This is a genomic window from Rothia uropygialis (assembly GCF_004137765.1).
Taxonomy (GTDB): Bacteria; Actinomycetota; Actinomycetes; order Actinomycetales; family Micrococcaceae; genus Rothia.
Window position 1 is genome coordinate 300,492 of the sequence record NZ_NOIS01000003.1, and the last position, 25,061, is coordinate 325,552.

The 25,061-nt window shown below is 60.7% G+C and carries 30 protein-coding genes; 15 read left to right on the forward strand and 15 right to left on the reverse strand.

Annotated features, from left to right (window positions below; translation table 11 throughout):
- Positions 1-41: 41 nt before the first annotated feature.
- Genes EWV35_RS08075 through EWV35_RS08080 form a run of 3 tightly spaced genes read right to left on the reverse strand, consistent with a single transcriptional unit; the run spans position 42 to position 1,547 of the window.
- Positions 42-680 (reverse strand): anthranilate synthase component II, encoded by a 639-nt coding sequence (locus EWV35_RS08075; protein ID WP_129660327.1) that lies wholly within the window; start codon positions 678-680, stop codon positions 42-44.
- A 9-nt stretch (positions 681-689) separates the two neighbouring features.
- Positions 690-851, reverse strand: a complete 162-nt coding sequence (locus tag EWV35_RS13185) for a hypothetical protein (RefSeq protein WP_165168454.1) — start codon at positions 849-851, stop codon at positions 690-692.
- A 6-nt stretch (positions 852-857) separates the two neighbouring features.
- Positions 858-1,547, reverse strand: coding sequence for a class E sortase (locus tag EWV35_RS08080; protein WP_342210829.1), 690 nt, complete (start codon positions 1,545-1,547; stop codon positions 858-860).
- A 261-nt stretch (positions 1,548-1,808) separates the two neighbouring features.
- Between EWV35_RS08080 and EWV35_RS08085 the strand changes: the two genes are divergently transcribed.
- A complete protein-coding gene (locus EWV35_RS08085; protein ID WP_129660333.1) occupies positions 1,809-2,300 on the forward strand; it encodes a cell division protein CrgA in 492 nt (163 codons plus the stop codon).
- Entirely contained in the window at positions 2,301-2,546 is a 246-nt protein-coding gene (locus EWV35_RS08090) for a hypothetical protein (RefSeq protein WP_129660336.1), read from the forward strand.
- A 56-nt stretch (positions 2,547-2,602) separates the two neighbouring features.
- On the opposite strand, the gene EWV35_RS08095 is transcribed toward EWV35_RS08090, so the two are convergent.
- Positions 2,603-3,352: a hypothetical protein gene (locus EWV35_RS08095; RefSeq protein ID WP_129660339.1), complete on the reverse strand. Its 750-nt coding sequence runs from the start codon at positions 3,350-3,352 to the stop codon at positions 2,603-2,605.
- Between the two features lie 151 nt (positions 3,353-3,503).
- Positions 3,504-4,043, reverse strand: a complete 540-nt coding sequence (locus tag EWV35_RS08100) for a YceI family protein (protein WP_129660342.1) — start codon at positions 4,041-4,043, stop codon at positions 3,504-3,506.
- Between the two features lie 280 nt (positions 4,044-4,323).
- Here EWV35_RS08100 and EWV35_RS08105 point away from each other — a divergent pair, with 280 nt between their 5' ends.
- Positions 4,324-5,937, forward strand: a complete 1,614-nt coding sequence (locus EWV35_RS08105) for an FAD-dependent oxidoreductase (RefSeq protein WP_129660345.1) — start codon at positions 4,324-4,326, stop codon at positions 5,935-5,937.
- Positions 5,938-5,965: 28 nt separating this feature from the next.
- On the opposite strand, the gene EWV35_RS08110 is transcribed toward EWV35_RS08105, so the two are convergent.
- Entirely contained in the window at positions 5,966-6,868 is a 903-nt protein-coding gene (locus EWV35_RS08110; RefSeq protein ID WP_129660348.1) for a DMT family transporter, read from the reverse strand.
- Here EWV35_RS08110 and EWV35_RS08115 point away from each other — a divergent pair.
- Positions 6,867-8,306 (forward strand): aminotransferase-like domain-containing protein, encoded by a 1,440-nt coding sequence (locus tag EWV35_RS08115; protein WP_129660351.1) that lies wholly within the window; start codon positions 6,867-6,869, stop codon positions 8,304-8,306. The two genes, EWV35_RS08110 and EWV35_RS08115, sit on opposite strands and share 2 nt — an antisense overlap.
- 12 nt (positions 8,307-8,318) lie before the next feature.
- On the opposite strand, the gene EWV35_RS08120 is transcribed toward EWV35_RS08115, so the two are convergent.
- Positions 8,319-9,236, reverse strand: coding sequence for an ArgP/LysG family DNA-binding transcriptional regulator (locus EWV35_RS08120; protein ID WP_129660354.1), 918 nt, complete (start codon positions 9,234-9,236; stop codon positions 8,319-8,321).
- 79 nt (positions 9,237-9,315) lie between these two features.
- Between EWV35_RS08120 and EWV35_RS08125 the strand changes: the two genes are divergently transcribed.
- From EWV35_RS08125 to EWV35_RS08145, 5 genes are all read left to right on the forward strand, one after another.
- Complete coding sequence (locus tag EWV35_RS08125; RefSeq protein ID WP_129660357.1) at positions 9,316-10,074, forward strand: LysE/ArgO family amino acid transporter; 759 nt, start codon at positions 9,316-9,318, stop codon at positions 10,072-10,074.
- Between the two features lie 168 nt (positions 10,075-10,242).
- Positions 10,243-11,631 carry a UDP-glucose dehydrogenase family protein gene (locus EWV35_RS08130; protein WP_129660360.1) on the forward strand — a complete coding sequence of 463 codons (1,389 nt, stop codon included), beginning with the start codon at positions 10,243-10,245 and terminating at the stop codon, positions 11,629-11,631.
- A gap of 175 nt (positions 11,632-11,806) precedes the next feature.
- Positions 11,807-12,328: a flavin reductase family protein gene (locus EWV35_RS08135; protein ID WP_129660363.1), complete on the forward strand. Its 522-nt coding sequence runs from the start codon at positions 11,807-11,809 to the stop codon at positions 12,326-12,328.
- Positions 12,329-12,643: 315 nt separating this feature from the next.
- Positions 12,644-13,915: an acetylornithine deacetylase gene (gene argE / locus EWV35_RS08140; protein WP_129660367.1), complete on the forward strand. Its 1,272-nt coding sequence runs from the start codon at positions 12,644-12,646 to the stop codon at positions 13,913-13,915.
- Between the two features lie 104 nt (positions 13,916-14,019).
- Positions 14,020-14,616, forward strand: coding sequence for a TetR/AcrR family transcriptional regulator (locus tag EWV35_RS08145; RefSeq protein WP_129660370.1), 597 nt, complete (start codon positions 14,020-14,022; stop codon positions 14,614-14,616).
- A 442-nt stretch (positions 14,617-15,058) separates the two neighbouring features.
- Here EWV35_RS08145 and EWV35_RS08150 read toward each other — a convergent pair whose 3' ends face one another.
- Positions 15,059-15,403: a hypothetical protein gene (locus EWV35_RS08150; protein WP_129660373.1), complete on the reverse strand. Its 345-nt coding sequence runs from the start codon at positions 15,401-15,403 to the stop codon at positions 15,059-15,061.
- A gap of 199 nt (positions 15,404-15,602) precedes the next feature.
- Between EWV35_RS08150 and EWV35_RS08155 the strand changes: the two genes are divergently transcribed.
- Together EWV35_RS08155 and EWV35_RS08160 are read left to right on the forward strand one after the other, a co-directional pair.
- Positions 15,603-16,364, forward strand: coding sequence for a response regulator transcription factor (locus EWV35_RS08155; RefSeq protein ID WP_129660377.1), 762 nt, complete (start codon positions 15,603-15,605; stop codon positions 16,362-16,364).
- Positions 16,361-17,899 carry a sensor histidine kinase gene (locus tag EWV35_RS08160; protein ID WP_129660380.1) on the forward strand — a complete coding sequence of 513 codons (1,539 nt, stop codon included), beginning with the start codon at positions 16,361-16,363 and terminating at the stop codon, positions 17,897-17,899. Before EWV35_RS08155 ends, EWV35_RS08160 begins: the two co-directional genes overlap by 4 nt.
- On the opposite strand, the gene EWV35_RS08165 is transcribed toward EWV35_RS08160, so the two are convergent.
- A complete protein-coding gene (locus tag EWV35_RS08165; RefSeq protein ID WP_129661015.1) occupies positions 17,868-18,383 on the reverse strand; it encodes a mycothiol transferase in 516 nt (171 codons plus the stop codon). The genes EWV35_RS08160 and EWV35_RS08165 overlap by 32 nt on opposite strands.
- Positions 18,384-18,826: 443 nt before the next feature.
- Here EWV35_RS08165 and EWV35_RS08170 point away from each other — a divergent pair, with 443 nt between their 5' ends.
- Complete coding sequence (locus EWV35_RS08170; RefSeq protein ID WP_129660383.1) at positions 18,827-19,888, forward strand: hypothetical protein; 1,062 nt, start codon at positions 18,827-18,829, stop codon at positions 19,886-19,888.
- 421 nt (positions 19,889-20,309) lie between these two features.
- Here the strand turns inward: EWV35_RS08170 and EWV35_RS08175 are convergent, their stop codons facing one another.
- The 6 genes from EWV35_RS08175 to EWV35_RS08200 all read right to left on the reverse strand — a co-directional run bounded on the left by EWV35_RS08175 (position 20,310) and on the right by EWV35_RS08200 (position 23,353).
- On the reverse strand, positions 20,310-20,582 hold the full coding sequence (locus EWV35_RS08175; RefSeq protein WP_129358373.1) for a GlsB/YeaQ/YmgE family stress response membrane protein: 273 nt from the start codon (positions 20,580-20,582) through the stop codon (positions 20,310-20,312).
- Between the two features lie 475 nt (positions 20,583-21,057).
- The gene (amaP, locus tag EWV35_RS08180; RefSeq protein WP_129660386.1) at positions 21,058-21,654 is read right to left on the reverse strand and encodes an alkaline shock response membrane anchor protein AmaP; all 597 of its coding nucleotides are present in this window, start codon (positions 21,652-21,654) and stop codon (positions 21,058-21,060) included.
- Positions 21,651-22,214 carry a DUF6286 domain-containing protein gene (locus EWV35_RS08185; RefSeq protein WP_129660388.1) on the reverse strand — a complete coding sequence of 188 codons (564 nt, stop codon included), beginning with the start codon at positions 22,212-22,214 and terminating at the stop codon, positions 21,651-21,653. Before EWV35_RS08185 ends, amaP begins: the two co-directional genes overlap by 4 nt.
- Positions 22,211-22,639: an Asp23/Gls24 family envelope stress response protein gene (locus EWV35_RS08190; protein ID WP_238654298.1), complete on the reverse strand. Its 429-nt coding sequence runs from the start codon at positions 22,637-22,639 to the stop codon at positions 22,211-22,213. Before EWV35_RS08190 ends, EWV35_RS08185 begins: the two co-directional genes overlap by 4 nt.
- 2 nt (positions 22,640-22,641) lie before the next feature.
- Positions 22,642-22,824: a hypothetical protein gene (locus EWV35_RS08195; protein WP_129660391.1), complete on the reverse strand. Its 183-nt coding sequence runs from the start codon at positions 22,822-22,824 to the stop codon at positions 22,642-22,644.
- Positions 22,825-22,888: 64 nt separating this feature from the next.
- Entirely contained in the window at positions 22,889-23,353 is a 465-nt protein-coding gene (locus tag EWV35_RS08200; RefSeq protein ID WP_129660394.1) for an Asp23/Gls24 family envelope stress response protein, read from the reverse strand.
- Between the two features lie 177 nt (positions 23,354-23,530).
- Between EWV35_RS08200 and EWV35_RS08205 the strand changes: the two genes are divergently transcribed.
- From EWV35_RS08205 to EWV35_RS08215, 3 genes are read left to right on the forward strand one after another with little or no spacing between them, the layout of a single operon-like run.
- Positions 23,531-24,112, forward strand: coding sequence for an RNA polymerase sigma factor (locus EWV35_RS08205; protein WP_129660397.1), 582 nt, complete (start codon positions 23,531-23,533; stop codon positions 24,110-24,112).
- Entirely contained in the window at positions 24,109-24,660 is a 552-nt protein-coding gene (locus EWV35_RS08210) for an Asp23/Gls24 family envelope stress response protein (RefSeq protein WP_129660400.1), read from the forward strand. The genes EWV35_RS08205 and EWV35_RS08210 overlap by 4 nt, the downstream gene beginning before the upstream one ends.
- A complete protein-coding gene (locus EWV35_RS08215; RefSeq protein WP_129660403.1) occupies positions 24,653-25,054 on the forward strand; it encodes a hypothetical protein in 402 nt (133 codons plus the stop codon). Before EWV35_RS08210 ends, EWV35_RS08215 begins: the two co-directional genes overlap by 8 nt.
- Positions 25,055-25,061: the final 7 nt, after the last annotated feature.

Sequence of the window (25,061 nt, forward strand, 5' to 3'; positions counted from 1 at the left end):
TTGAGCACGGGGTCGCCCGCTCACTTATTTCCTGAGTGTCTCTAAGCCTCAATCAGAGGGGAGAGGTCACGGGCTTTCCTCACCGCTCCGGCAAGGCCTAGGGACTCGAGCCAATTGCCGACCATGAGATAACCGTCCTCGGTCAGCACGGACTCCGGGTGAAACTGAACCCCGTGCAGGGGCGCAGTACGGTGACGCACACCCATGATGATCCCCGATTCGGTCCACGCAGTGGCCTCCAGCTCTTCCGGAAGGGTCCCGTCCGCGATCGCCAGCGAGTGGTATCTGGTAGCGGTGAACGGCGTTCGCACGCCGGAAAAAACGGAGAGCGAATTATGGGTCAGTCGAGAGGTCTTTCCGTGCATCAGCTCGGGAGAGTGGGTCACTGTGCCGCCGAAGGCCTCGGCGATGGCCTGGTGACCAAGGCACACGCCGAAGAGCGGCTTCTGATGCTCGGTTGCCCAGTGAATGAGATCGATGCAGACCCCTGCCTCAGCGGGCGCTCCCGGCCCTGGCGAAATCAGCACGCCGTCGTGCTGCTCGGCGAGACGCCTAGCTTCCTGGGCGCTGAGATCATCGTTGCGGATCACGGTGGTCTCCGCGCCGAATTGCTGAACGTACCCGACCAGGGTGAAAACGAAACTGTCGTAGTTGTCCACCACGAGAATCTTGATGGTCATGAAATTCTCCTACTCGTCCACGGTCACGTCGGGGCTCAACGGGCTGTACTCTTCAAGCCACGGAAACAAGAATTCCATGAGGAGATAAGCAACCGCGACAATCAGAACTATCGCAATGATGATCCGAAGCCACAAGGGGCCCGGCAAATGAGCGAAGACCCATCCGTACATCCGTTACTAGTCCTTCCCCACAAGGTCGGCGATGGGCGGAGGCGGCCCCGCCGAATTCGGTTGCCATCCTTCGAAAACCGCGTAGGCGATGATGCGTTCGGTAGATCCGAACCGAGGGTTGCAGCTGGTCAATGTCATGATGCGATCCTGAGGCTCTTCTCCAGGATATCCGGGCACAGGTGCGATGACATCCGTCTGCGAGGGCAGGACGATCTCGTTATTTCGAAAGACGTAAGTGTAATAGCCCTGAGCAGTGCGAACGTAGATGCGGTCACCGGTAACCAGCTTGTCGATCTGGTCAAAGACCTTGCCGTTGGTCTGTCGGTGGCCCGCTACCGCAAAATTCCCGATGTCTCCCGGCATCGCAGTGGATTCGTAGTGACCGACACCGAGCGTGTCCAGTACGTCGCGGCCCGTACCCTGAATAATGGGGCGCTCATAGGCTTCGCCGAACCGAGGAATATACATGATCCCGATACCCTGACCATGAGCCGGGGCTTCCCCGATCACGGGGTCACCTGGGTCCTTGCCGGAATCATCGGGGCTTCCGGTGTCCCGGAAATTCTGCTTCATTTGGTTGACGGCGTCGGCCTGCGCCTTGTCGGATTCTAGATTGGTCCACCACAGTTGCCATACGACGAACAAGATCAGAATGAGACCCACAGTGATGAGCAACTCACCCAGGACCTGAATCACACCACCTACGATGCTGCGGGGCCGTCGACCAGCCCGTGAAGGTGCTCTCCGCGTGGCCAACGGCACCCCCTGACGAAAAAGATACTGCCAATATCATTTGTACGAACCGTGAATCCACAGGCGCGTATCGGCAAGAGCTTGGCAGATTGGTTAGACTCGACATTCAGGCGATCGGCCACCAAATACAGGCCGTTCTCGCCCAGAATCATACCTTATGTGGTCACCGCAGAAGTCGGACGCGGAATTCCAGGAGGACCAAGAATGGCCGAGGACAAGAAGACAGGCGGGGGCAACCTCGCCACCGGAACGTCGACCGAGAAGAAACCCCGTCGGGGACTTTTCGGGTCACGCCGCGCTGGATCTAGCGTTGCGGACTCTGACTCGAAGGCGACCGCTTCGGAAGGCGGCGACGCCGTAGGCCAGACGGACCGGGCGACTTCCCTCATCGCCGACGAAGACACGAGCAAGACCGCCCCGTCGGAGACCAAGGCGAAGCGGTCCCACGAGAGCGCCGAAGACGAGCGCCTGCGCAAAATCGCGGACGAAATGACGTCCAACATTCGTCAATCCTCCCCGACCCCCACGTGGTACATCGCGATCATGCTCGGTTTCATGATCATCGGTCTCCTGTGGATCATGACTTTCTACATCTCCGACCAGGCGTTGCCGATTCCCGATCTCAGTTTCTGGAACATCGCTATCGGCATCGGACTGATGATGGTCGGCTTGATCATGACAACCAGGTGGCGCTAGGTGGCCGAAGCTCGGGATCCTCAGGGCCCCCTCAACGGCGAGGCCGGCCGGCATCCCGACTCCGCGGCCGAGGACCAGGCTACGGGTTCCTCGGCGGAAAGGCCTGAGTCCCGTCCGACGCAGCCCCGCGAGGACCGCCCCGACATCAGGGCCGCGAAGACCGAAACGCGCGTGCGCCGCTGGGCCCTCTTGCTGCTCGTGCTGGTCCCCGTGGTCTACTTCGTGGTCCAGAAGCTGATCTCGTAACTGCAACCCGACCGATGCGGGGTACGGAGGTCTGACGCGGAGCCGATCGTAGTAGCCTACGAGGTCATCGCCGTAAAGCCGGCATCGAAGGCCATGAAAAGCGGGATGATCCAGAAGATCGGCAGGGTAACAGCCAAGCTTCTGGACGCCCCCTCCGCCCGGTGCTGCTCTGGTTCGCCGCGTCTCGCACCGGGATCGGGCATCCGACGCGAGGTTCTCACGACCCTGAGGGTAGAGAGGACTGCTATTGCGAGCACCCCCAAGATCCCGACCGCGGCCAGGAACACGGGCGTCCCAGAGAACACGACGGGCAGGTCCGCTCGGGAGATCAGTGCGCCGGCCGCTCCCAGGAGGATCGCGAGACCGAAAACAACGCTGAAAACCCAAACGTTGTAAATCGCGGTGCTTCCCCAAGCCGTCGTCGCCGTGACGACACCGATAATGGCCACCAGCACGACCCAACAGATCAGAGTTCCCAAATTGATCACGAGTTCGGTACCCGTGATCCAGTCACGGATCGCGTAGGAGCCCACCAGGAGCAACAGGACCTGCACGACGACGGGCAAAGCCGTCCGCAGGACATCTCGCTTCTCCGAAGGCTTGGGCTCGAACCCCAAGGATTTCGCGTACTCTGCAGGATCGCCGAATTCGTCCTCCGGAGAGCGATCCGTCTGGTCGCACTGGGTATGCGCGGAGGCGAGGCGGTCGGCGATCTCCTCCCCCGTGGCCTCGGAGAGCCTGAGAGTCAGAACGAAGTCGTCCACCCACATTCGGTGCGCTTGAGTCCAGTCCTTGAGAGTGGTCATGACGAGCCTCCGTTCGCGTGTCGGAAGATATTTCCTCCTTTGACCGTAGCGCACGGTGGCCATCGATATTCACGGCCCAGGGCCCCTCCGCCTCGATGGGGAGGCAGAGGGGCCCTGAGCAGGAACCTATGTGGGGTCTGGCGTCGCGCCCTTATGCCTGAGGCGCGATGAAGGAGACCTCGAGCGAGATGTTGACCTTGTCAGAGACCAGGACGCCGCCGGTTTCGAGTGCAGCATTCCAGGTCATGCCGAAATCCTTGCGGGAAATCGAGGTGGAAGCCGAGAACCCTGCGCGGGTGGCACCGAAGGGGTCCACGGCAACACCGCCGAATTCGCCCTTGAAGGAAACGGGGCGGGTCTCGTCCTTGATGGTGAGGTCACCGTTCAGCGTGAAATCCTCACCGTCGGACTCAATCGAGGTCGAGGTGAAGGTCATGGTCGGGTAGTTCTCTGCATCGAAGAAATCTGCACCCTTGACGTGACCGTCGCGGTCGGCATTGCCGGAGTCCAAGGAAGCAATATTCGCCGAGGCGGTCACGGAAGACTGCTCGCCGACGTTCAGCTCGGCCGAGACTTCCTGAAAAGTGCCGCGAACCTTGGAGATACCGGCGTGACGCACGGTGAACTCGACCTCCGAGTGAGCGGGGTCAAGGGTCCAGGTGCCTGCGGAGAGTTCGTTGAAGGTGGTCATGGTGAGATCCTTTCGTTGATCTGAGTTCGAGATTTACTTTACGAGTAAACCTTTTCCACCACAACCCCGCGATCGGTCAGTCTATTCCCGGCGCGCGAAGCCCCACCCCGACACCGACGGCCCAAACCGGATTCGCGCGGCTCCACGCCGACCCCCACAACCGCAAGAGATGACGGAAATTTGCATTCAATGACGCTCGCGACTCAGATCGGCCTCACACCTGTAACCCCAAGAGATTTCCCTTTACGCTGTTAGGTACACCTAAACCAATGGAGGACATGTGACTACCGCACCCGTGTTTGAGCCCCGAGAAGACTCAGAGCATTACGATGCCGAGCTCGTCGTGCTCGGCGCGGGCGGCACCGGTATAGCAGCAGCACTGGCCGCCGCCGAGCGAGGCGTCAAGGTCGTATTGCTCGAAAAGGGCAACCGCCCTGGCGGCGCCGCCATGTTCGGCGCCACCGGATTCGCCGCCTACGAGTCCGAGGCCCAGAGGGAAGCGGGAGAGACCTTCAGCATCCAGGACGCGTTTCACGCCATCACCGAATACAACCGCCACCGGTGCAACGAGAAGTTGGTGCGCGCGGTCGTCGGCCGCTCCGGGGAGACGGTTTCATGGCTTGCCGGTCACGGCCTGAAAACCACTTTGGCCGAACATGACGATGCCCACTCGGCCCCTGTCCAGGCCGAAACCGGAATTCTGACCGCGCACCGCAACGCCCGGACTTACCACCGTTACGCATCCAAGTTCGGTGGATTCAAGAAGATGCTGAAGGCCTTTCAAGAGATGGACGGTGTTCTGCTGACCGAAACCGCCGCCACGGCGATCGAAATAGGCGCCGAAGGCGAAATCCTGGGTATCCGAGCAGAGAAGACGGATGCGGGCAAGCCCATCTCGACTCCGACCGCCCTCAGCAAGGATGCTTCCGAGGATCTCGAATCGGATGAGAACACGGCCCCGATTCACGTGGACATCAGCGCCAACGCCGTGGTGATCGGGACCGGCGGTTTCGTCGGGAACATGGAGTTGGTGCAACGAGAATTGGGGCCCATCGACGCTTCGACCCTGCACTTCACCGGAGAACGCAAGGCCGTGGGAACCGGCCGGCAGATCGCTGCGGCAGCGGGCGGAGTCGCGGATGCGGACCGCACCCTGGACATCCCGAGTTTCACGGTGCCGGGGCGCTTTTCTTCCAGAGCCCTGGCCATGTTGGCCAACTTGCCGCTCCTGTGGGTCAACACTGCAGGGAAGCGCTTCATCGACGAAGCCGTGACGTACCGTTTCGGACAGCGCGGACCCGCCGTCTATCAACAGGGCGGACACTTCTGGATGATCCTGGATTCTTCCACGGTCGAGAAGCTCTCCGCCGACGGCCTCGCCCTCTCCCCCGGCGAGGACCACAGTGCGCCACTCCCTCCCGGCACGGTCGGCACTCCCGCGCAACCCCAGCTTGTGGAAGCGCTCGGCGAAGCCGTGGACTGCGGCTCGGCCTACATGGGAACTTCGGTCGAGGAGCTGGCGGGCGCCGTCGGCTTCCAGGCCCAGGAGTTCGCGGACACGGTGGACCGATACAACCAAGCAGTTCGAGAGGGGCACGACGAGGAATTCTTCACTCCCGCTTCTGTGCTCCAGCACCTGATCAGCGACGGCCCCTTCTACGCGGTCAAAGTCGTCAACACGGTCCGCGGAACCTTGGGCGGCATCAGCATCGACGAGCGAGCCCGCGTACTCGACCCACACAGCGTTCCGATTCCCGGCTTGTTTGCTGGGGGCAACGAGACCACGGGATTCTACGGGGGCACGTACCCACAGATTGACGGTCTGACGCTCGCCTTTGCCTTCAACTCCGGACGCATCGCCGGCGAATCCGCCGCGGAGTTCCTCGGAAAATAGAGGGTGCAGGGGGCATGACCCCGGTCGATCAGGCGTCCTTCGTGCGTTGGGTGACCACAATGCAAGCCAGAACCAGTACCGCCGTCAGCGGCACGGCCAGCGTGAAATGCTCGCCCAGGAAGAGTGCAGCCCAAATGAGCGTGAGAAGCGGTTGGGCAAGCTGAATTTGGCTCGCTTTGCTGACCCCGATCATGCTCATTCCCTTGTACCAAACCGCGAATCCGCCGAATTGGGAAATCGCGGCGATATAGAGGAGCCCAAAGATCGCCCGGCCGCTGAAGTGGATCGGCTCTTGAGGCAGGGCAACGGCCACGACGAGCAGGTTCACCGGTAAGGACAGCACGACGCCCCACGCGATGACCTTCCACCCGGGCATCCTCGCCGACAGGCTCCCGCCCTCGGCGTATCCGGCGGCACAGAGGATCAGTGCACCGAAGAGGAAGAGGTCGCCCAGCGTCGGCAGTCCGTGGTTCTGGGCGAGCGCGAATGCGATCACGATGACGGCGCCCGCGCCACCGGCCACCCAGAACAAGAGCGAGGGGTACCGGCGAGTGCGCAGCGTCGAGATCACGGCGGTCGCCATGGGAAGTGCCCCGATCACTACGGCCGAATGCGCCGTCGACGAGGTCTCCAGAGCCAACGCCGTCAGGAGCGGGAACCCCAAACCGCAGCCAAGCGCCACGACGGCCAGCGGAGCCCACTGATCCCCGCTGGGCAGCTTGGAACGGGTCGCACCCAAAGCAACAATGGCCAGAACTGCGGCGAGAACACCGCGGAGGCCCGTGGAGCTCCACGGGCCGAATCCCTCCAGCGCAAGGGCGGTACCGGGCAGGCTGAAGGAAAAGGCAAGAACGCCCAACGAGGCGAAAAGTGTTCCTGTGGCGCGTTGCGATACTGGCTCAATGATAATAGCGCTACTATTGTTACTCATGAACAACAGTAGCAGTTCCCTTTCCGTGGCTGAAGTTCTCGCGACCGAAATTGAGCCCATGTCGGCGGGTACCCGCATTCCTTCAAATCGGGAGCTCATTCGGCGGTTCGAAGTCAGCGCTACCACGGTCAGCCAAGCGCTATCGATCCTCGCGCAACGCGGGCTCATCACGACCCGCCCCGGGGCGGGCACTTTTCGATCGCGTGAACGTCCGGAGCCCATTCACGGAGATACCTCGTGGCAACAGGCAGCGCTCGAACTGTCGGCGGGTCTCAGCGAATCCACAGACCCCCAGCGCTCATTCCTGGCGGACGGTCTGTTGAGCACCTTGAGCCTGCACGGGCCGGACGTCATCGATCTCAACGGCGGCTATCTGCATCCGAATCTTCAGCCGCTGTTTTCCCTGAGATCGGCGTTGTCCCGAGCTGCACGCCGCCCGGACGCTTGGGACAGGGTTCCCGCAAGCGGTCTGCCCGAGCTTCGAACCTGGTTCGCCCAGGACATCGGCGGGGGACTGACCAGAGACGATGTCCTCATCTCATCGGGCGGTCAGAGCGCTCTCTCAACCACGATGCGGGTTCTCACCCAACCCGGGGACCCCATTCTGCTGGAGTCCCCCACATACCCCGGCTCGATAGCGGCGGCGCAATCCGAGAGCCTGCGCCCGGTATCCGTGCCGTCGGATCGGCACGGGATGAGACCGGATTACCTGGAGGATGCCCTGACGAGAACGCGAGCACGAGTCATCGTGGTTCAGCCGCTTTTCCAGAATCCCACGGGGACCAGTTTGAGTCGCGACCGCCGCGACCAGTTGCGAAAGGTGGCCCGCGAGCACGAAGCGTTTATCGTCGAGGACGATTTCGCTCGCCATATGATCCACTCCGATTCCCCCGACGTGCCACCCCCCATGATCGCGGATGATCCGGACGGGACCGTCATTCACATCCGTTCGCTGACAAAAGTCACCTCACCCAACCTCCGTGTTGCGGCCTTGGCGGCCAAAGGGCCTGTCATGTCGATGCTGCGCTCCGGTCAGGCGATCGACCTCATGTCGGTTGCGGCACCTCTGCAACATATGGCCTTGGAAGTCGTCACGGCTCCCGCATGGAAGCGGAGTCTGATCGACTTGGCGGAGCAACTGAGGCAACGGCGTGAAACGGCCGTCGGCGCGATATACGAGACCTTTGGCGCCGAGGCTCTGACGTCGATTCCGCACGGCGGCTACCATCTCTGGGTCGAGCTGCCCTCCATGACCTCGTCCAGCGCTTTCGCGGCCGGGGCGCTGGCGCGCGGCGTCGCGGTGACCGCGGGCGGGAACTATCAACCGACCGATCGTCAGGCATCCCACATCCGGATCAGCTACGTCGCCGCACCGACGGCGGACGACGTTGCCTCCTCGATCCGCAAGCTGGACGGGCTGAGCGAGGCGCTCGAGTGAAGCGCCGGTTGCTCATTGCCTGAGCCGTTGGCGCGCCGTTGCCCGGATCGCTTCCGTGAGTGTCTGGAGCGCAGGGGAATCGATGGTCCATCGTTGCCAGTAGATGGGGATGTCGATGGGCCGATCCACGAGCCTGACGAGCTCCCCGGAAGCCAACGCTCCCTCAGCCTGGAGATCTGGCACGGCACCCCAGCCCATTCCCAGACTGACTGCCCTGTAGTACTGCGTCGACGAGGGAATATAGACGCGAGGCGCCTGGGTCTGGGGCCTCAGCCCGTGGCTCTCGGCGAGCAGCTGAACCATATCGTCGAGCATGATGTCCTTGCGTTCGAACTGAATCACCGGGGCCTCGCGCAGCTGGTCTTCGGTCAGCAGGGAAGGACTCTTGAAGAAAGCCGGAAAGAAGTGGTTCACGAAATCCGGTGATGCCGCTATGAAGTATCGCGTTGAACCGAGCAACTCGACCGAACACCCCTGAACCGGTTGCGGGTCCACGGTCAGTGCGCCCATCACACCACCGGAACGCAACAATGCCGAGGAGTGTCTTTCGTCTTCGCGGTGAACCTCGCAGTAAAGTCGCTCGTGTCTCGGTATGGACGCCAGTGCGTCCAGGAGCCAGGTCGCCAGGGAATCCGAGTTGGAGGCAATCGCCAACCGCCGGGCTTGGTCTCCTCCGGTGAGTTCACGCTCGGATTCAAGGGTCAGCAACTCGATTTGTTTCGCGAGCCTCAGGACCGCACGCCCGGGCTCGGTGGGTTCCACAGGGTTGGATCGCCGCAGGAGAATCTGCCCACAGGCCTCCTCCATGGCCTTGATCCGTTGCGAAATCGCCGAGGCAGAAACCCGCAGAACAGGCGCGGCTTCTTCAAAAGTCTTCTCCTCGACGACGGTCGCGAACGTCCTGAGCTGCTCCGCGGTAAATCTCTTCACGCCATTATCATAAGCTTTTCTTAGGTATCCTAAAAAACTTTAGCTGTACTGATCTGCTTTGTAACCATAGCTTGGTCTCATGACCATCGATTTCTCCCTGATTCTTCTGGGCGTGGGAACCACCCTCGCTCTCATCACGGCCATCGGTGCCCAGAACGCTTTCATCCTCAAGCAAGGCATCATGGGGCGCCCGATGATGCCCATCATCATTTTCTGTATCGTTTCGGATGCCCTGCTGTATACCGCGGGGATCGGCGGAATGGGCTACCTGGTCGAGAAGCTCCCCTGGATCCAGACCGTCCTCCTGTGGGGTGGCGTGATATTCATGGTCAGCTACGGTGCGATGGCCGCCAAAAGGGCCATCCGGCCCAGCGGCGAGGCCCTCGTCGTGACCCCGCAGGATGCGGTGGGGCCCGGGGCGCACTTCCCGGAGCAAAACGCCGATGAATCGAGCGAATCGAGCGCCTCCACGCCCGGTGGCGCTGTCAGGCTCAAGAATCGAGGGGCCACGCGCACTCAACGCAAGACGGCGACAGCATCCCCAGAACCCACGGTCTTCTCTCTGCTCCTGACGTGTGCGGCCATGACTTTCCTCAATCCGCATACGTATCTGGACACCATGGTGCTCATCGGCTCGGTCGCCAACCAGCAGGGCGATCCAGGGCGATGGTTATTCTTCTTCGGAGCCGTTCTGGGCTCCACGATCTGGTTCTTCGCACTGGGATTCGGCGCCCGCCTCCTCCGCCCTGTCTTTGCTCGTCCCGGGACGTGGCGGATTCTGGACGGCATCATTGCACTGATCATGTTCACCCTCGCAGCCCACCTGATCATCGGATAGGGAAACCGGCAGAGGGCGCTCGCTCACGCCTGCGGCCGGATTTGTCCCGTGACATTTTGCGAGAGGTCACCCGAAGTTCACGCGGTGTTCTTGTGGCCGAGCCTACCGTGAAGCGTCGAAAGACCCGATCGCCCGCGGTACGGGATTCCCCGCTCAGAGGACGCAGACATGAGAATCGCAATATTTGGGTCAGGGTACGTTGGACTGGTTACGGGCGCGTGCTTGGCCGATGCAGGTCACCACGTCACGTGCATCGACGTGGACACTCAACGCGTCGAGCTGCTTCGATCCGGGATCTGTCCCATCTGGGAGCCTGGTCTGGACGATATGATCCGCACCAACGCAGAACAAGGACGGCTCGACTTCACGGACGACGCGTCCGAAGGCCTCTTCGAGGCGAAGGTCGCTTTCATCGCGGTGGGAACGCCACAGAATTCCGACGGCTCCGCGGACCTGCGCTCCATCGACGCCGTCGCCCGAGACATCGGAGATCTCGCGGACGACCGCTTGCTGGTGGTCAACAAGTCCACTGCTCCGGTGGGCACGGCCGGAAGGATCCAATCGATCATCGACGGGGCCATCGGTCGGCGCGGCGCCCAGCACCGGGTTACGGTGTGCTCCAACCCCGAGTTCCTCAAAGAAGGGGCCGCGATCCAGGACTTCAAGCACAGCGAGCGGATCGTCATCGGCACATCCTGCGCCCTCGACGAGAGGACGATGCGCGATGTCTACGAACCCTTCAACAGGCAGCACGAGAAGATCCTGTCTATGGACATCGCGTCGGCCGAAATGACCAAGTACGCCGCCAATGCCATGCTCGCAACCAAAATCAGCTTCATGAACGAGATCGCAGCCGTTGCAGAAGCCACGGGAGCCGACGTCGAAAAGATCCGCGTCGGCATCGGTTCGGACTCGCGCATCGGCTATCAATTTCTCTACGCGGGCGCAGGGTACGGTGGCTCGTGCTTTCCCAAGGACGTTGCGGCTTTGGCGCACACCGCCCGAACGGTCGGGTGCCGACCCCGGATACTCGAGGCCGTCGATGGCGTCAACACGCATCAGAAGACGTCGATGTTCCGCAAGCTGGAGAGCCTTATGCCCTCGCTGGATGGTGCGACCGTCGCCGTCTGGGGTCTTTCGTTCAAGCCCAAAACCGATGACGTGCGCGAGGCGCCTTCCTTGGTCCTAGTTCGCTCGCTCCTCGGTGCCGGCGCGGCCGTTCGCGCCTACGATCCGGTGGCAGTCGGAACCTTCGGCACCGCGCTCGGGGCCGATGCAGGCCAAGTGGTCTTCACGGACAACAGCTTTGATGCCCTCGCGGGCGCCGACGCGCTCGTCATCTGCACGGAGTGGGAAGAATTCCGCGTTTTCGATGCCGATCTTCTTGCCTCCAGAATGCGCGGTCGTGTGATCGTGGACGGGCGGAATCTCTACGATCCCTTCCGGGTCGCCGAGGCGGGCTTCCGCTATGCATCGATCGGCCGCGGGGTTTCCGAGCCGGCCGAAAACCCGCCCCTTCTCCGAGCCGATCGGCCAATGACTGTCTCGCGCCAGTGAGGGCCAGAATCCCAGTCGGACCGATCACGGTCACGCGTCTTTTCACACTCCGGTCACATTGGGAGACGCGACGTAAGATTCCGTCTTCCCCTGCGTCAGTGGGAGTGCTCGCTCTATCGTGAGGAGAAAGGTAGGCCTAGCGGACATTCGGTATAGCCCGCTGAAAGGATGATCGATGACTGACGCGAGTCCAGAAAACAGGGAATCTATCAGCGAGATCTTCAAGGAGATCTTCGGACACCACCCGGCCGGCGTCGCGATCATCACGAGCACCGACGAGGACGGCCCCGTAGGCCTCACGGCCTCCTCCGTCTCGTCCATCTCGGCGGACCCGGCCATTCTGGGCTTTTCCCTCGCTGCCCGACGTGGTTCAGCGGCTCATATCGCCGACGCTGAAACGTACCTGGTGCACTTGCTCGACGCCGAGAATGTCGAGCTCGCCAAGACCTTCGCAACCCACGGGGCACCCCGTTTCGGCGATGTGATGAATTGGGAAACCCTCCCCACCGGCGAGCCGTTGTTGACTGACGTCAGTAGGGTGCTTCGGTGCCGAACCCTGACTCAGGCACAGGCCGGCCCCGCCCTGGTCTTCACGGCCGAAGTCATCGAAGCCACACGAAACAATGACCCGGGAACTCCCTTGGTTTACCACCGCCGCGCATTCCATACTCTCGGCGATCATTCATACATGATTTAGTTCCCACCCAGCAGATATTCAGATCAGTATTTTTTGCGTAATGTGTGGAAATAATTATTCGTACCCGAAAGTAACGAGTTAACTTTGGTGGGCTGGGTTGCTGGCGTGCACAGTGCGGCAATCCGGTGAGACGCGATCAGACCCCCATAGACCGATCGCATCATTTAATCACCGGAATTCACTACGGCATCTGATCCCCCAATTTTGATGCCGGTCTGCACGCGGCAACCCAGCACTTCTCATTGCTGAACGAACCTGCAGGTCCTGAAAACACTGGCTTCTTCATGAGCGAAGACCACCGACTAAGCTGATCCTATGGGCGATATCAAGCAATCCACGGAACAGCACACGCAGGTCAAGAATTCGGCCGGCCTTCCTTGTTCGTACGAGTTGATCGACCGCCTCCTTCGGTTTCCCACGATGAGCGAAACCTCCAACCTGGAGTTGATCGAATTCATCGAGTCCCAATTCCAGCGCCATGGAATCGCGACGCATCGCACTTACTCCGACGATGGGCAGCGAGCCAACCTCTTCGCAACGGTCCCCGCCGAGGACGGCGAAATGAGCGGCGGAGTCCTCCTATCGGGCCACACCGACGTCGTGCCCGTAGAGGGGCAACCGTGGGACACGGATCCCTTCACACCGACGATCAAGGACGGCAAGGTCTATGCCCGCGGTGGTGCGGACATGAAGTCGTTCATCGGGGTCGCATTGTGGCTCCTGCCCCAGGTCATCGAGGCCAAACTTGCCGAACCGATTCATTTCGCCTTCACCTACGACGAAGAACTCGGCTGCTTGGGCGCCCCTCGAATGATTGAGGAATTCGGGCAACGGGGCATCAAGCCGCGGTACGCGATCGTGGGCGAACCGACATTGATGAACATCGTCGTCGCCCACAAGGCACCGCAACGCGGTCGTTTGACCTTCCGCGGAGTGCCCAAGCACTCTTCTCTTGCTCCATTCGGGATCAACGCCGTCCGCTACGCGGGCGAGTTCATTCACTTCTTCAACGGCCTGGTTGACGACCTCCGGGACAACGGGCCCAGGGTCGAGGGCTTCAACATCACGTACACCACCGGCGGAGTCAACTTCGCCCAAGGCGGTTCGGCCTACAACATCGTGGCCGACCAGTGCGTTCTCGAATATGACTTCCGGATCGTCCCCGGAACCGAGCCCGAGGAACTCGCCGAGAGGATCCGCACATTCCTCCGCGAAGACATCGAACCGGCGCTCAAGGACGAGGTGGCCAGAGTTCGGTCCCTCGGTGGCGCGGACGAGAAAGCCCTCGGCAAGGTAGGGGTCGACTTCGAGGTTCTGGCACGAGTCCCGGCCCTCAACACGTCCACGGACGCGCCCATCGTAAAGTTTGCGGAAGAGCTCGGGGCAGTGCTCGACGGCGGCGGCGAGTCAACACACGTCTCCTACGGCACCGAGGGCGGACAGTACTACGAGGCCGGCATACCGGCCATTGTGTGCGGTCCAGGTTCTATTTCTCAGGCTCATACCGAGAATGAATGGGTTGAACTGTCCCAAATCGAAGCATGTGAACGATTTATGATAGAAATTCTGAATAAATCCAAGGCGTAAACCGACCGGAACCAACCGTTCAGTGCATGCCGCGCGAGTAGTTTTTATCCAAGAATTATTGGCCGGGGTAGGTGCAAACATCACACATACTTGAAGGAGATGACATGCCCCGGAAGCGGCGTATGGAACATGAGCAAGCCCGCGAACTCATTCTAGGGACCGCGCTGACCACCTTTGCTCACAACGGTTTCTACAGCACCACCATGGATGAAATTGGGGAGATCTCGAACCTTTCGAAACCGTTCCTGTACCGGTATTTCAAAAGCAAGGACGACTTGTACTTGGCAGTCGTTGATGACTGCGTCGAGAAGTTCCTCTCCATGATCCATACCCCACTGCATGCTGAACTGTCCTCGGAAGAACGCACCGAGAGCTCCATCCAGGTCCTCACCGATTTCGTAATTCGGGAACCGGATCGCTACAAGATTCTGTTCGAGTCGGACATGCTGAACACCTCGGCCGTGGACGAGCGTGTGAGCAGGCTCCGTGAAGGGCTCGTCGACACCTTGACTCAAGTTCTCCTCAAAGAATCCAAGTTTACGGAGGAGGCGGCCTGCCGGCTTTGCGCCGAGGCCATCATCAGCGCCGCGCTGACTTCTTCCAAGGTCATCGCAGCGGCCGAAACCCCCGAGGAGCAGAACGAGCTGAGCAAGGTACTGATTCGATTCGCATGGGGCGGCATACACCACATGGACGACTGACGAGCTCTTTCAAAAGCCGACCCACCCAAGGTGCCCGATCGGTCGCGGTCCCGTGCCCCAACATGTGTCGCCCCCGTGAGGTCGGCTCTAGCGATGTACTGTGCTTCAGCCGTGACTCCGGAGTCACATAGGATCGGCTTGATACGCGGATTGCCGACCGTCGTTATGGGCCCCCAAAGCAGTCGGCAAGCCAGCCGCAGATAGAGAAGAGGCCCGTGTTTGGGGGAACCACAACCACAAACACGGGCCTCTTCGACCCCGAGCGTACCTTAAGAAGCTCGAAAACTCCTCAGGCCCTAGGGAGAGGGCTCGGGGCGCTTGACGCACCATCCGGTTACCGGACGGTACAAGTTTTATCTACGATGAACTACTTTATCGCATGAAATCGATCAACGCATCGTTTGCGCGCATGCCTTGTTCCCGCGACTTAAAAACTACACGCTCATGCTCCCAACTGCCCAGAGGTCGGGGGTTCCTCAGATTGTGCGCCGCCGATGCGCGTGTTTTTCCCGGAAAGATCAAGGGCCGCGGCCGCCATCGTTCTTCTCGTGAACCATTTTGAGTCGCCATTGCCCCGATGCTCGTTCCACTCGGAGGCCGGCGATCCCCAAGTCGGCATGTCGGCGTTACTCGTCGACGGATACGTGGTGCGGGACGTGATCCGAGCAGACGGCACGGTGTGTCGACCAGAGGCGCTGGACCCTGTCCTTCGGTGCATCTCCACGTCCGCTGGCACGTTCTGCTGGTTGTTGTCCCATGAACCGCGGGGTTTATTCGAAATCATCATTCGTCCTTTCTACCGGCCGAGGCAGGCCCCGGCCGAGTTACCGCGATGGCTGGACCAGCCGGTCAACAGCCCGGTACGTCTCGACTCTGGGGGGTCAACTTATGAGCCAGCTGTGACAGGACGAAGGCGTGTCTGTGACATTGAGATTTTGACGGATTCGACCCCCAGATGCTGCCTGAGGGCCACTATTCTGTGAATCATGAGCCATAACCCCGCATCCTCTTCGGCTGCACACATCGCCAAGAATCTACCGGCCCTGGAACACCCGGACGGGAGCCCCATCCGCGCGCTCGTCGTCGACGACGAGGCAATGCTTGCCGAACTCATCAGCGTCGGCCTCAAGATGATCGGCTGGGACGTCCGGCATGCGGGTGACGGCCCGGCGGCCCTCGACGCGGCACGGCGCTTCCTCCCGGACGTTTTGGTTTTGGACATCATGATGCCCGGCTATGACGGAATCGAGCTGCTCTCCAGGATCCGGCAGGCCCAGCCGGAAGTGCCCTGCCTGTTCCTTACCGCGAAAGACGCCGTGAACGATCGCATCGAGGGCTTGGCTGCGGGCGCCGATGATTACGTGACCAAACCCTTCTCGATGGAGGAAGTCATGATTCGTCTTCACCGATTAGTCCAGCGCTCCGGCGTCGCCGCGATCGACGACGCAGAACTGGTCGTCGGAGACCTCGTCCTGAATCAGGACACTCGGGAGGTGACGCGAGGAGGCGAGGAGATCCAGTTGACCGCGACTCAATTCGAGTTGCTGCGTTACCTCATGGAGAATCCGCGGCGAGTGGTCTCGAAATCCCAGATCCTGGACAACGTGTGGAAATACGACTTCGGCGGCCAGGCCAACATCGTCGAGCTGTATATTTCCTACCTGCGCAAGAAAATAGATCTTGATCGGGAACCCATGATCCACACGGTGCGCGGCGCAGGCTACGTCATCAAACCTGCGGTCCGATGACGGGGTCTCACGCTTCCAGCCTTCCGCGGAGGTCCCCTGCGCTCAGCCCCGGTTCCTGGCGGTTGCGCACCCGGCTCATCGTGATCCTCATGCTTCTCCTGGGTTTGGCCTGTTTGGTCATCGGGCTCGTCAGTTACGGTGCCATGAACGCGACCCTCACCGGCCAACTGGACTCACAATTGTCAGAGGCCTCGAGCCGCGCGACCAATTTCTCCGGGGTGGGCCCTGATCAGGCGGGCGGGGCGCAAGAAGCAGCGCCGAATCCGCTCAACGCGCCCGGTCAGGCGGCGGGCACCCTGAATGCGCGGATCGACGATGGACAATTCGTCGCCGGGGGCTTTCTGGATTCGGGCGGATCAGCCGTGAAGCTCACGGAGTCGGACCGGCAGACCTTGAAGAATATCCGGCCGGGGAACGCGTCACAAAAGGTCGATCTTTCCCAGGGCGACTACTTGGTGGTCTCGGAACTGGACCATTCGGGTCAGATCGTCGTGACCGGTCTGCCCCTCAAAGGGGTCCACCGGACTCTGAGCACGTTGGTGGCCATCATGTTGGGGGTATCCGTCGCCGCTCTGCTCCTCGCGGGCCTGCTCGGATCAATCGCTATCCGCCGAACCATGAAGCCCCTCGAACGGGTATCTTCCGTGGCAACGAGTGTCTCGCGGCTTGATCTGGAATCGGGGCAGTTGCCCGCCGCGAACCGGGTGGCCGCAGCGGATGCACATCAGGACACGGAGGTGGGCGCTGTCGGGCATGCCTTGAACCAGATGCTCGATAACGTGGGGTCGGCGCTGACGGCCCGCCAGAAGTCCGATGACAAGATGCGGGCGTTCGTTGCAGATGCGTCCCACGAGCTGAGGACCCCTCTCGCAGCGATCCGTGGTTATTCCGATCTCCTCAAATGGACCGAGGACTTCACGCCGGAAGGTGAAAAGTCCTTGGGGCGTATCGACTCTCAATCCCAGCGGATGGCCGGATTGGTCGAGGACCTCTTGCTTCTGGCTCGACTCGACGAGGGCCGCGAGCCGGAACGGGAAAACGTAGATCTCACGGAACTCGTCATCGAAAACGTTTCCGATCTCCAGGTCGCGGCCCCCGACCACGAATGGGAGCTGAAACTTCCGGAGGATCCCGTGATCGTACAAGGGGACCCCCAGCAGCTTCAGCGGGTCCTGCTCAACCTTCTCTCCAACGCCCGGAAGCATACCGATCCCGGGACATGGGTCTCCACGCGGCTCGGTACATCGGCGGATCGGCAGGACGCGGTATTGGCCGTGACCGACAACGGCCCGGGAATCAAACCCGAATTTCAGGAAAAGATTTTCGCCCGCTTCGCACGTACCGACCAGGCCCGCTCGGGTGAAGTCGGTACGACCGGCTTGGGCCTGGCCATCGTCAAAGCGATCGTCGAAGCGCACAATGGCGGCATTTCGCTGACTTCCCGGCCCGGACACACCGAGTTCGAGGTGAGGTTGCCGTTGCTCGCGGCCACCGAGTCACCGACTACTGGAAGACGGACGCGTCCATCCCCGTGATATAGGTGGCCTGCCCCAGGTGTTGAAGGGCGTCTTCGGAAACGCTGACCAAACGAGCGCTTCGGGTCACTGGCGGATCCCAGTTGTCGTCGATGACCACCCCCAAGTCCTCCTCGCTCAAGGTATCGATGTAGTCGAGCTCAGCTTTGACCACGGCGTCGAGATGTTCGAAGAGCAGATCCACGTCCTGCGCTTGAATGGACCGGGCCCTGTCACCGGACTGGCCGAAACCGAGTTCGTGTGGTTCCAAGTCCAAGCCGAATCGATCGGCGAAACCCTGGGAAACCCAGACGGCCTCCTGTTGGGAAAGTTCGCTGACCTGTTCATCGATCTCTCGCGCGGTGTGCCACAGTAGCCACGCGATCGAGTTGTCGTGGTCGCCGGGGTGAGCGTTGAGCATTTCGGGGCTGACTCTGTCCTTGAGTCGCGCTGCAACTTCGGAAGGACGGTTGGCCAAGTCTTTCAATATTGTGATCGCATCCATAGCCTCGACCATACGCTCCGCCTCGAGACGCCGTAACCCCGTCCCATCTCCGGAGCCCCACGACCTCTCGAATGGCTATTTGCCCAAGTCAGCGCGGTTTGAGTAAGGTTATTGTTGCTCGAGCGGTGTGTTGGCTCAAGAACCGTTCGGGGGTGACCCCGGGCAGCTTTCTTGTACGCTTCACCTGCCCAGGCACCGGGCCGGCACCGGAACTGATGTTCTGGTACCGGCCCCTCATCTGAGCGCTCTTCGCCGTCGACCACCACTGTATCGCTGCGCTGCGAGGCCATCGCTTTCTCACGGCCGTTCTTTGCCGCGTGGTGCGGCTTCACGTGCAGACCATATCTCGTGCGAGAGTTGCCTGGTCACGCACGGCAAAGAAAATCTATTGCGAACATCCAGCCCACCCGTGCGTGGGCACCTCGGCGTATAGGACCACCACTGTGCACACAACGTCAGATTCGACCCCGAAAATCCTTTTGGTTTCCGACCCCGGATTGCCGACCAAAAGAATCGAACATTCACTGCCGAGCATCAAGACCAGCTTGGGAGACATCCTCGGGCATCAGACCGAGGTCAACCACATCAAACACCTCATTCCGGTGACTCCCGAGAACGAGGTCACCAGCGAGCTGGATCTTCCGGAGGAAGCCCGCGATGTCGACTACGCCGTCCGCGTGCTGCTCACTGAAATGCCGCTCCGTCACAGCGGACGGCCTGTGGTCGCGCAGATGGACTTCTCCCGTGGAATCCTGATCATTTCGTGTCCCACCATGGGCGTCTTGTACCCCAAACGGCGGCTCGTCGACATCATCGGGCGCGGCGTCGAATCCCTCGTGAAGAACTCCTCGTCCGAAGGAAACCACGTTCAGGGCTGGAATGAATGGGGCGGCCAGGACCAGGATCAGATATCCCGGCTCTACTCCCACACGTGGACCGGTGGCCCGCGCACCGTTGCGGGAATGGTCATGTCCAACCAACCGTGGAAGACGATTCCCCGGCTTTCCAGCGCTCTCACGGCAGCCTCCGCCGCGGGAGCATTCGGCATCTTCTACAGCTCTATCTGGGAAATGGCAGAATCGCTGTCAGGCCTGCGGTTGGCCATCATCACCCTGGTCTCGATCTTGGTGATGACGGCCTGGCTCATCCTGCGCAACCGCCTGTGGGATGCTCCCGTGCAAGAACGACTTGCGCGAGTGGTCGCGTTGTACAACATTTCGACGGTTGTCACCCTGCTCATTTCCATAGCCAGCCTCTATCTCATGCTATTCGTCCTCATCCTGCTCGGCGGCTTGGTCGTGATCGATCCCGACTTCATGCAAGAGACGCTGGGTATGCCCACGCACTTGAGCAACTACCTCAATATTGCGTGGCTGAGCGCTTCAATGGGCGTCATCGCGGGCGGCCTGGGCTCCGGATTCGACTCCGAGACGGATCTGCAACGCTTGACCCATGGACAGCGCGAACGCCAACGGGTTTTGAGCAAGGACAAGGACGAGGACTAGCGCCCGGCCCGGAGGCCCCCTGGCATTGGGGGTACTTCTATGGTTTTCGTCAAGCCGTCACGGCGGGTTTGCCCGGATGTCTTCCGCTGTCCGACGGTGCCCTTCCCCTGAGGCGAAGGGCGAGAAGTAAAAGTTCAGGGGTGCGAGGTTGAGGGTTGAGCTCGTGCGCCGCCTCAGGGGCTGTTGGGTGCCGGATACCGGATTGAGCGGCGTTTCCCCGCCTTAGGTGGGGGATAAACCGCCTCCCAACGCCGGAAACCGACACCGAATCGGATAACCATCACCTAATAGGAGGTCGCCGACGGCGTCGTGGGCCGTACCAGGGCATGAGGGCACGCGAGAGAGCTCGTCCGTAACAGCACAAGAAAGCGGGGGCGGACCGTTGCCGGTCCGCCCCCGCTTTTGTTGAGTTTATTCGCCGCTATGCGCGGTTCTTGCGGCCGAAGATCAGGCCCCAGATGAAGAGCACGATCAACGAACCGACGAGCGCGAGGAGCCACGTGGTCAACGAGAAGAACCCGTTTCCGTGAACTCCGAAGATCGCTCCGCCGATCCAACCGCCCAAGAGGCCGCCCACGATGCCGAGGATCATCGTGACAATGATTCCTCCGCCCTGGCGCCCCGGCATAATGAGTTTAGCAAGCGCACCGACGATGATTCCGATGACGATCCAGCCAATAAAACCTAGTCCCATGATATTTACCTTTCGCGAGTAATTACGTATGTCCTGGTGTTGGCTCTGTTTTTAGGATACCCGCTAAGACCCGGGTTGCCATAGCCAGGTTTTAGGACTCTTCTTGAAATTTTAGATTCCCGGAACCGAGTCAAGGGATTTTTCCGAATACCCAAGCACCTGAATAAATTTTTGGATTTGAAAATATAGCGAATCTACGGTTCGGTAACTTCTCCCAAGATCCTCTCAGATGTGCACAACCCTTGTAATGTGGTGTGCCCCAGCCATCTTCCCCGCGAATGTACTTCCAAAAGAAACACCCAATGCCGGGCCCAAGCAGGGTTAAATGAGGCCTGCCCGTTTTCACGTGCAGGCCTCACCGTCCGCCCTTCGCAGAGGGCGGCAGCGGACGTGGAGTTCCCCCAATGAAATCCGGATTGGCCACCATCATGTGACGGCAACCAATCCGGACAACTCCACGGCCAAACCTTTTGCGTTACTGCAACGTGACCTGTCTCTTGGAGCGGGACTGCCGCGAAACCGTGTATACGACTCCCACGCTTCCCAGGGGATTGCCCAGCACTCGGGCCACTGAAGGAAGAACCTCTTCTCGGATCTCCCTCGTGACTTCCTTAAGGTCAGCACGCTCGTTCACGGTGACGTCCAGGACGAGTTCGGCATTGGTTCGTTGGCCCTTGAGGCCTGCCTTGGCGTCCGTGACGTACGTGAGTTCTTCGATGTGCTCGGCTACGGCCGCGGTGATGACCTTGGGCTCCACAAGCGTGAACCCACGCTTGGGATCCTTCTGGAAACGGAAAGTCGATGATCCACTGCTCCGCGGTATCTGACGGATAAGCCACCAGAGACCAAAGAGCATCAGGATCACACCGACCACGATCAGTGCCGATGCCAGCCATGGGGCGTCGAGGACGGTCGAAGCGTTCTGCAAGGGGCGGCTTGATGACTCCCATTGCTCTCCCGCTCCGGCCAGCAGCCCTCCGGCCGTAACAGCCCAGAGGGCCCCGGCCGCGAGAAGGACAAATCCTATGATCGCGAGCCACGTCCGGTTGGTAGATCCAGCGGTTTTCTTCATGACACGTCCTTGCTCTGTGCACTGACCCGCACCTTGGGGAAACGCACAAGGTCAGCAGAAGCCAGTCGTTCCTCGACCGTGGCCCTGACTTCTTCCTCGAGGCTCGTGGTCTCGTGCAGCGGCGTCGTCACGTTGACGAGCACACGCTTGGCGGTCGCGGAGGATTTGACCCCCGACACACCGTCGACCTGCGAGGCCGCAGAAGATGCCAAAGTCGCGAGCCCGCGGTTGCTGACGACTGCGTCAACCGGACCGCGAGAGTGCCCACTTGCCGCTTGCTGTCTCTTCAGCTGGGCGGCGTTGAAACCACCCGGCAAGAATGCACACAGCAACAAGATGAGACCTAGGACCGCGGCCACGATTGCCGCAACCCACCCCCACGGCGAATCCCATGATGCCGATGACGCGGAGTCAGCCGCGCTGCTCAGCTGGGGCCACCATTGCCCTGTGGACAGTTTCTGAACACCGGCCCAGACAAAGCCGAGACCTATGATCAGCGCCAGAAGCAAAACTATCGCGGACGGTATGGCGCGAGAGGGGCGCCGTCGAAGTGACTTCACAGCAATACCCTTTCTTGTCGGCCCTGCTGAGGTACGAGGTATTTGACTCGGATGTCGACTTGGCGGACTTCGACGCCAGCCATGTCGGACACGGTGCGCACGAGAGTCTCACGGACTCGTTCGGTCGTCTCCTCGATGGGAAGCGGATATTCGATACCCAAATCCACGCTGAGCACTGCGATCGAACCGGTGAGCTCGACCTTGACCTGCGGGCGGGAATCCAGATCCGCGTGGCCTCCCACGCCGAGGAAACCCCGTTCGCGACCTCCAACCCCGGACAGTTCCGAGGCGCATTGCGCGGCGATTTTCTCTACCACTCGGTCGGCGATAACGAGGCTGCCGCGCTGGGCGGTGGATTCGGGGCCGTCAGGCCGTCCCGATTCCCCGCTTTGCGTCGATCCCGGCCGATGTGCGCTAGCCATCATCGTTACCTCCTGTCAGAGCCTCGGCCCGTCATGGAGCGAAGGTCCAAGCGACCCTCCATGAAGAGTCCGACGGCTGCACCAATGACGGCGAATACCGCTGCAATAAGGAATGCGAAGAATCCGCCGAAGAAGGCGACTACGCCCAGCACAAGGCCGACGATGAGTCCCAATTGGCTCGGTTTCATGCTGATGTACCTTTCCATAGTGCGAGATCAGGCCCCGAGGCGTGTTGCTCGGGGCCCGCGCTCATTACTGGAGTTCGCGGTCGTTCGAGTTATTGCCCTCGTCGTTCTCCTCATTCGGGAGGTGAACATCGGTGACATCGATGTTGACCTCGATGACCTGTAGGCCGGTGGCCTGCTCAACAGTGCGGATCACGTTGCGACGAATGCCATTGGCAATCTCGACCACGGAGCTTCCGTATTCGATGACGATGCTCAGGTCGATAGCGGCCTGCTTCTCCCCCTTCTCAACGGACACTCCACCGGAGACGTTGGTCTGCGAACCCGGGATGCGCTCGGAAATGGAATCGAAAGCACGGCGGGCTGCATTGCCCATCGAGTACACGCCAGGAACCTCGCGTGCGGAGATACCAGCAAGTTTCTGCACGACGGTGTCGTTGATGGTGGTGTTGCCCTGGGGTGTCTGGAGAGGGCTGTTGCGCTCGGCGTCACTGCCTTGCTGTGCGGTCTTGACGTTGTTCTCAGTAGCCATGATTTCTACTCCCTTGTCTTTGGTCGAAACGGGCTTGTACTAATACTGACGCTCGAGCCGAGGATTCGTCACGGAAATTCTCAAAGAATTTTTTGGGGTGCCTTTTGAGGGTCCGTTCTGCAAGGATGGGTATAGCGGATTCCACTCGCCGGAAGACGAAGAGAATTGAGGGGGCTTATGAGCCAAGATGAAAACGACTCTTCCGCGCGAATAGCCACACTCGTTCTTCGTGCTCAAGATGGCGATGTCAATTCTTTTGAACGACTGGTGGACAAGTATCAGGCACCTCTGTTGCGCCTGGCGTTCAGAATGCTCGGAAACAGAGCCGACGCCGAAGATGTGGCTCAAGAATCACTCATGAATGCGTGGCTCAAACTTGAGTACTTGGAAACGCCGGAAGCGTTCTCAACGTGGTTGTACCGTCAAGCGGTGAACCGTTGCAAGGACATCCTGAGGTCGCCCCGGCACGGATCCACGGTCCCGATCGACGACACGAATGACGGCAACCCCGCGTGGACCGATACGAACGCGTCGGCAGATCCTCAAAGACAGGCAGAGAACCAATCCAGCATGGATGCCCTGTCGATCCTGTTGCAGAGGCTGCCCCGCGAACAACGGGAATGCTGGGTGCTTCGGGAGCAGATGGACCTTTCTTACGCCGAGATCTCTCGAACCCTTGCGCTGCCCGAAGCCACGGTTCGAGGGCGACTCTCGCGAGCACGCAAGACCTTGGCCAACGAGATGAAGGAATGGCAATGACCGACGACGAGTCCCTCGAATGCGGGCGCACCGTTGAGTCGGTGTGGGACACCGTAGATTCCGAACCAGATTCCCACCAGCGCGACTGCCCCTACTGCACCGAAGTCCGGGAACGCCTCATTCACCTGAATGAGCTCACGCGGGAGGCCCAGCGGGCAGACGACTCCCTCGAAATCGAGGCGCACACCCGAATTCGGGTCCTCGACTTCGCGCGAACCAATCTCCGACGCGGTGCTGATATTCCCATCCATCGGGAACCGACCGCGACCGTATCCTTCAGTCAGATGCTCATCGCTCGCACCGCCAGGGAAGCCATTGATTCCTTCCCTGGGCTCACGGCGCGCCGGTGCGCGGTCAGAAATCTCCAGACACCTGAGCAAGGGCACCAAACGCTAGCGCTGAGCGTCGGCGTGGTCATCACGCCGACCACGAATATTCGAGTTCTCGACGACGCGGTGCGTGAGGCCGTCATCACCGCCGTCTCCCAGAAGCTCGGGGCTCGCGTCGAAGAAGTCGATTTCACGGTAGAGGATGTGCACTATGACTAGTCACCGCCCAGAAGCACCCGCCGAGGGAAACCCTGTCGGATCCTCGCGGGCCGAGCCGAACGACACTGGCACGACCGCGTTGATCGCGGACTTGGCAAGAGCCGTCGATGAAGTTCCCGGAGTGACGCGACGGGAACCCAACGTGGGTGATTTTTTGCGAACCCTCTGGAAGAAGCCTGTAACGGGGGATCAGGGCAGCCCGGACACCAAGGGAATGCGTCTGGATGTTGAAGAGGAAATAGCTTCCCTCACCGTCGCGGTATGGGTCGCTGGCAGCACCCCGGGGACTGCGTTGGCGATCGCCCAGGAGGTTACGTCGCGGATCAACCGGACGATCACCGAACACGGCTTCAAACCGGGAAAGCACCAGGTCAGCGTGCGTGAAGTCGAATAGTTATCCC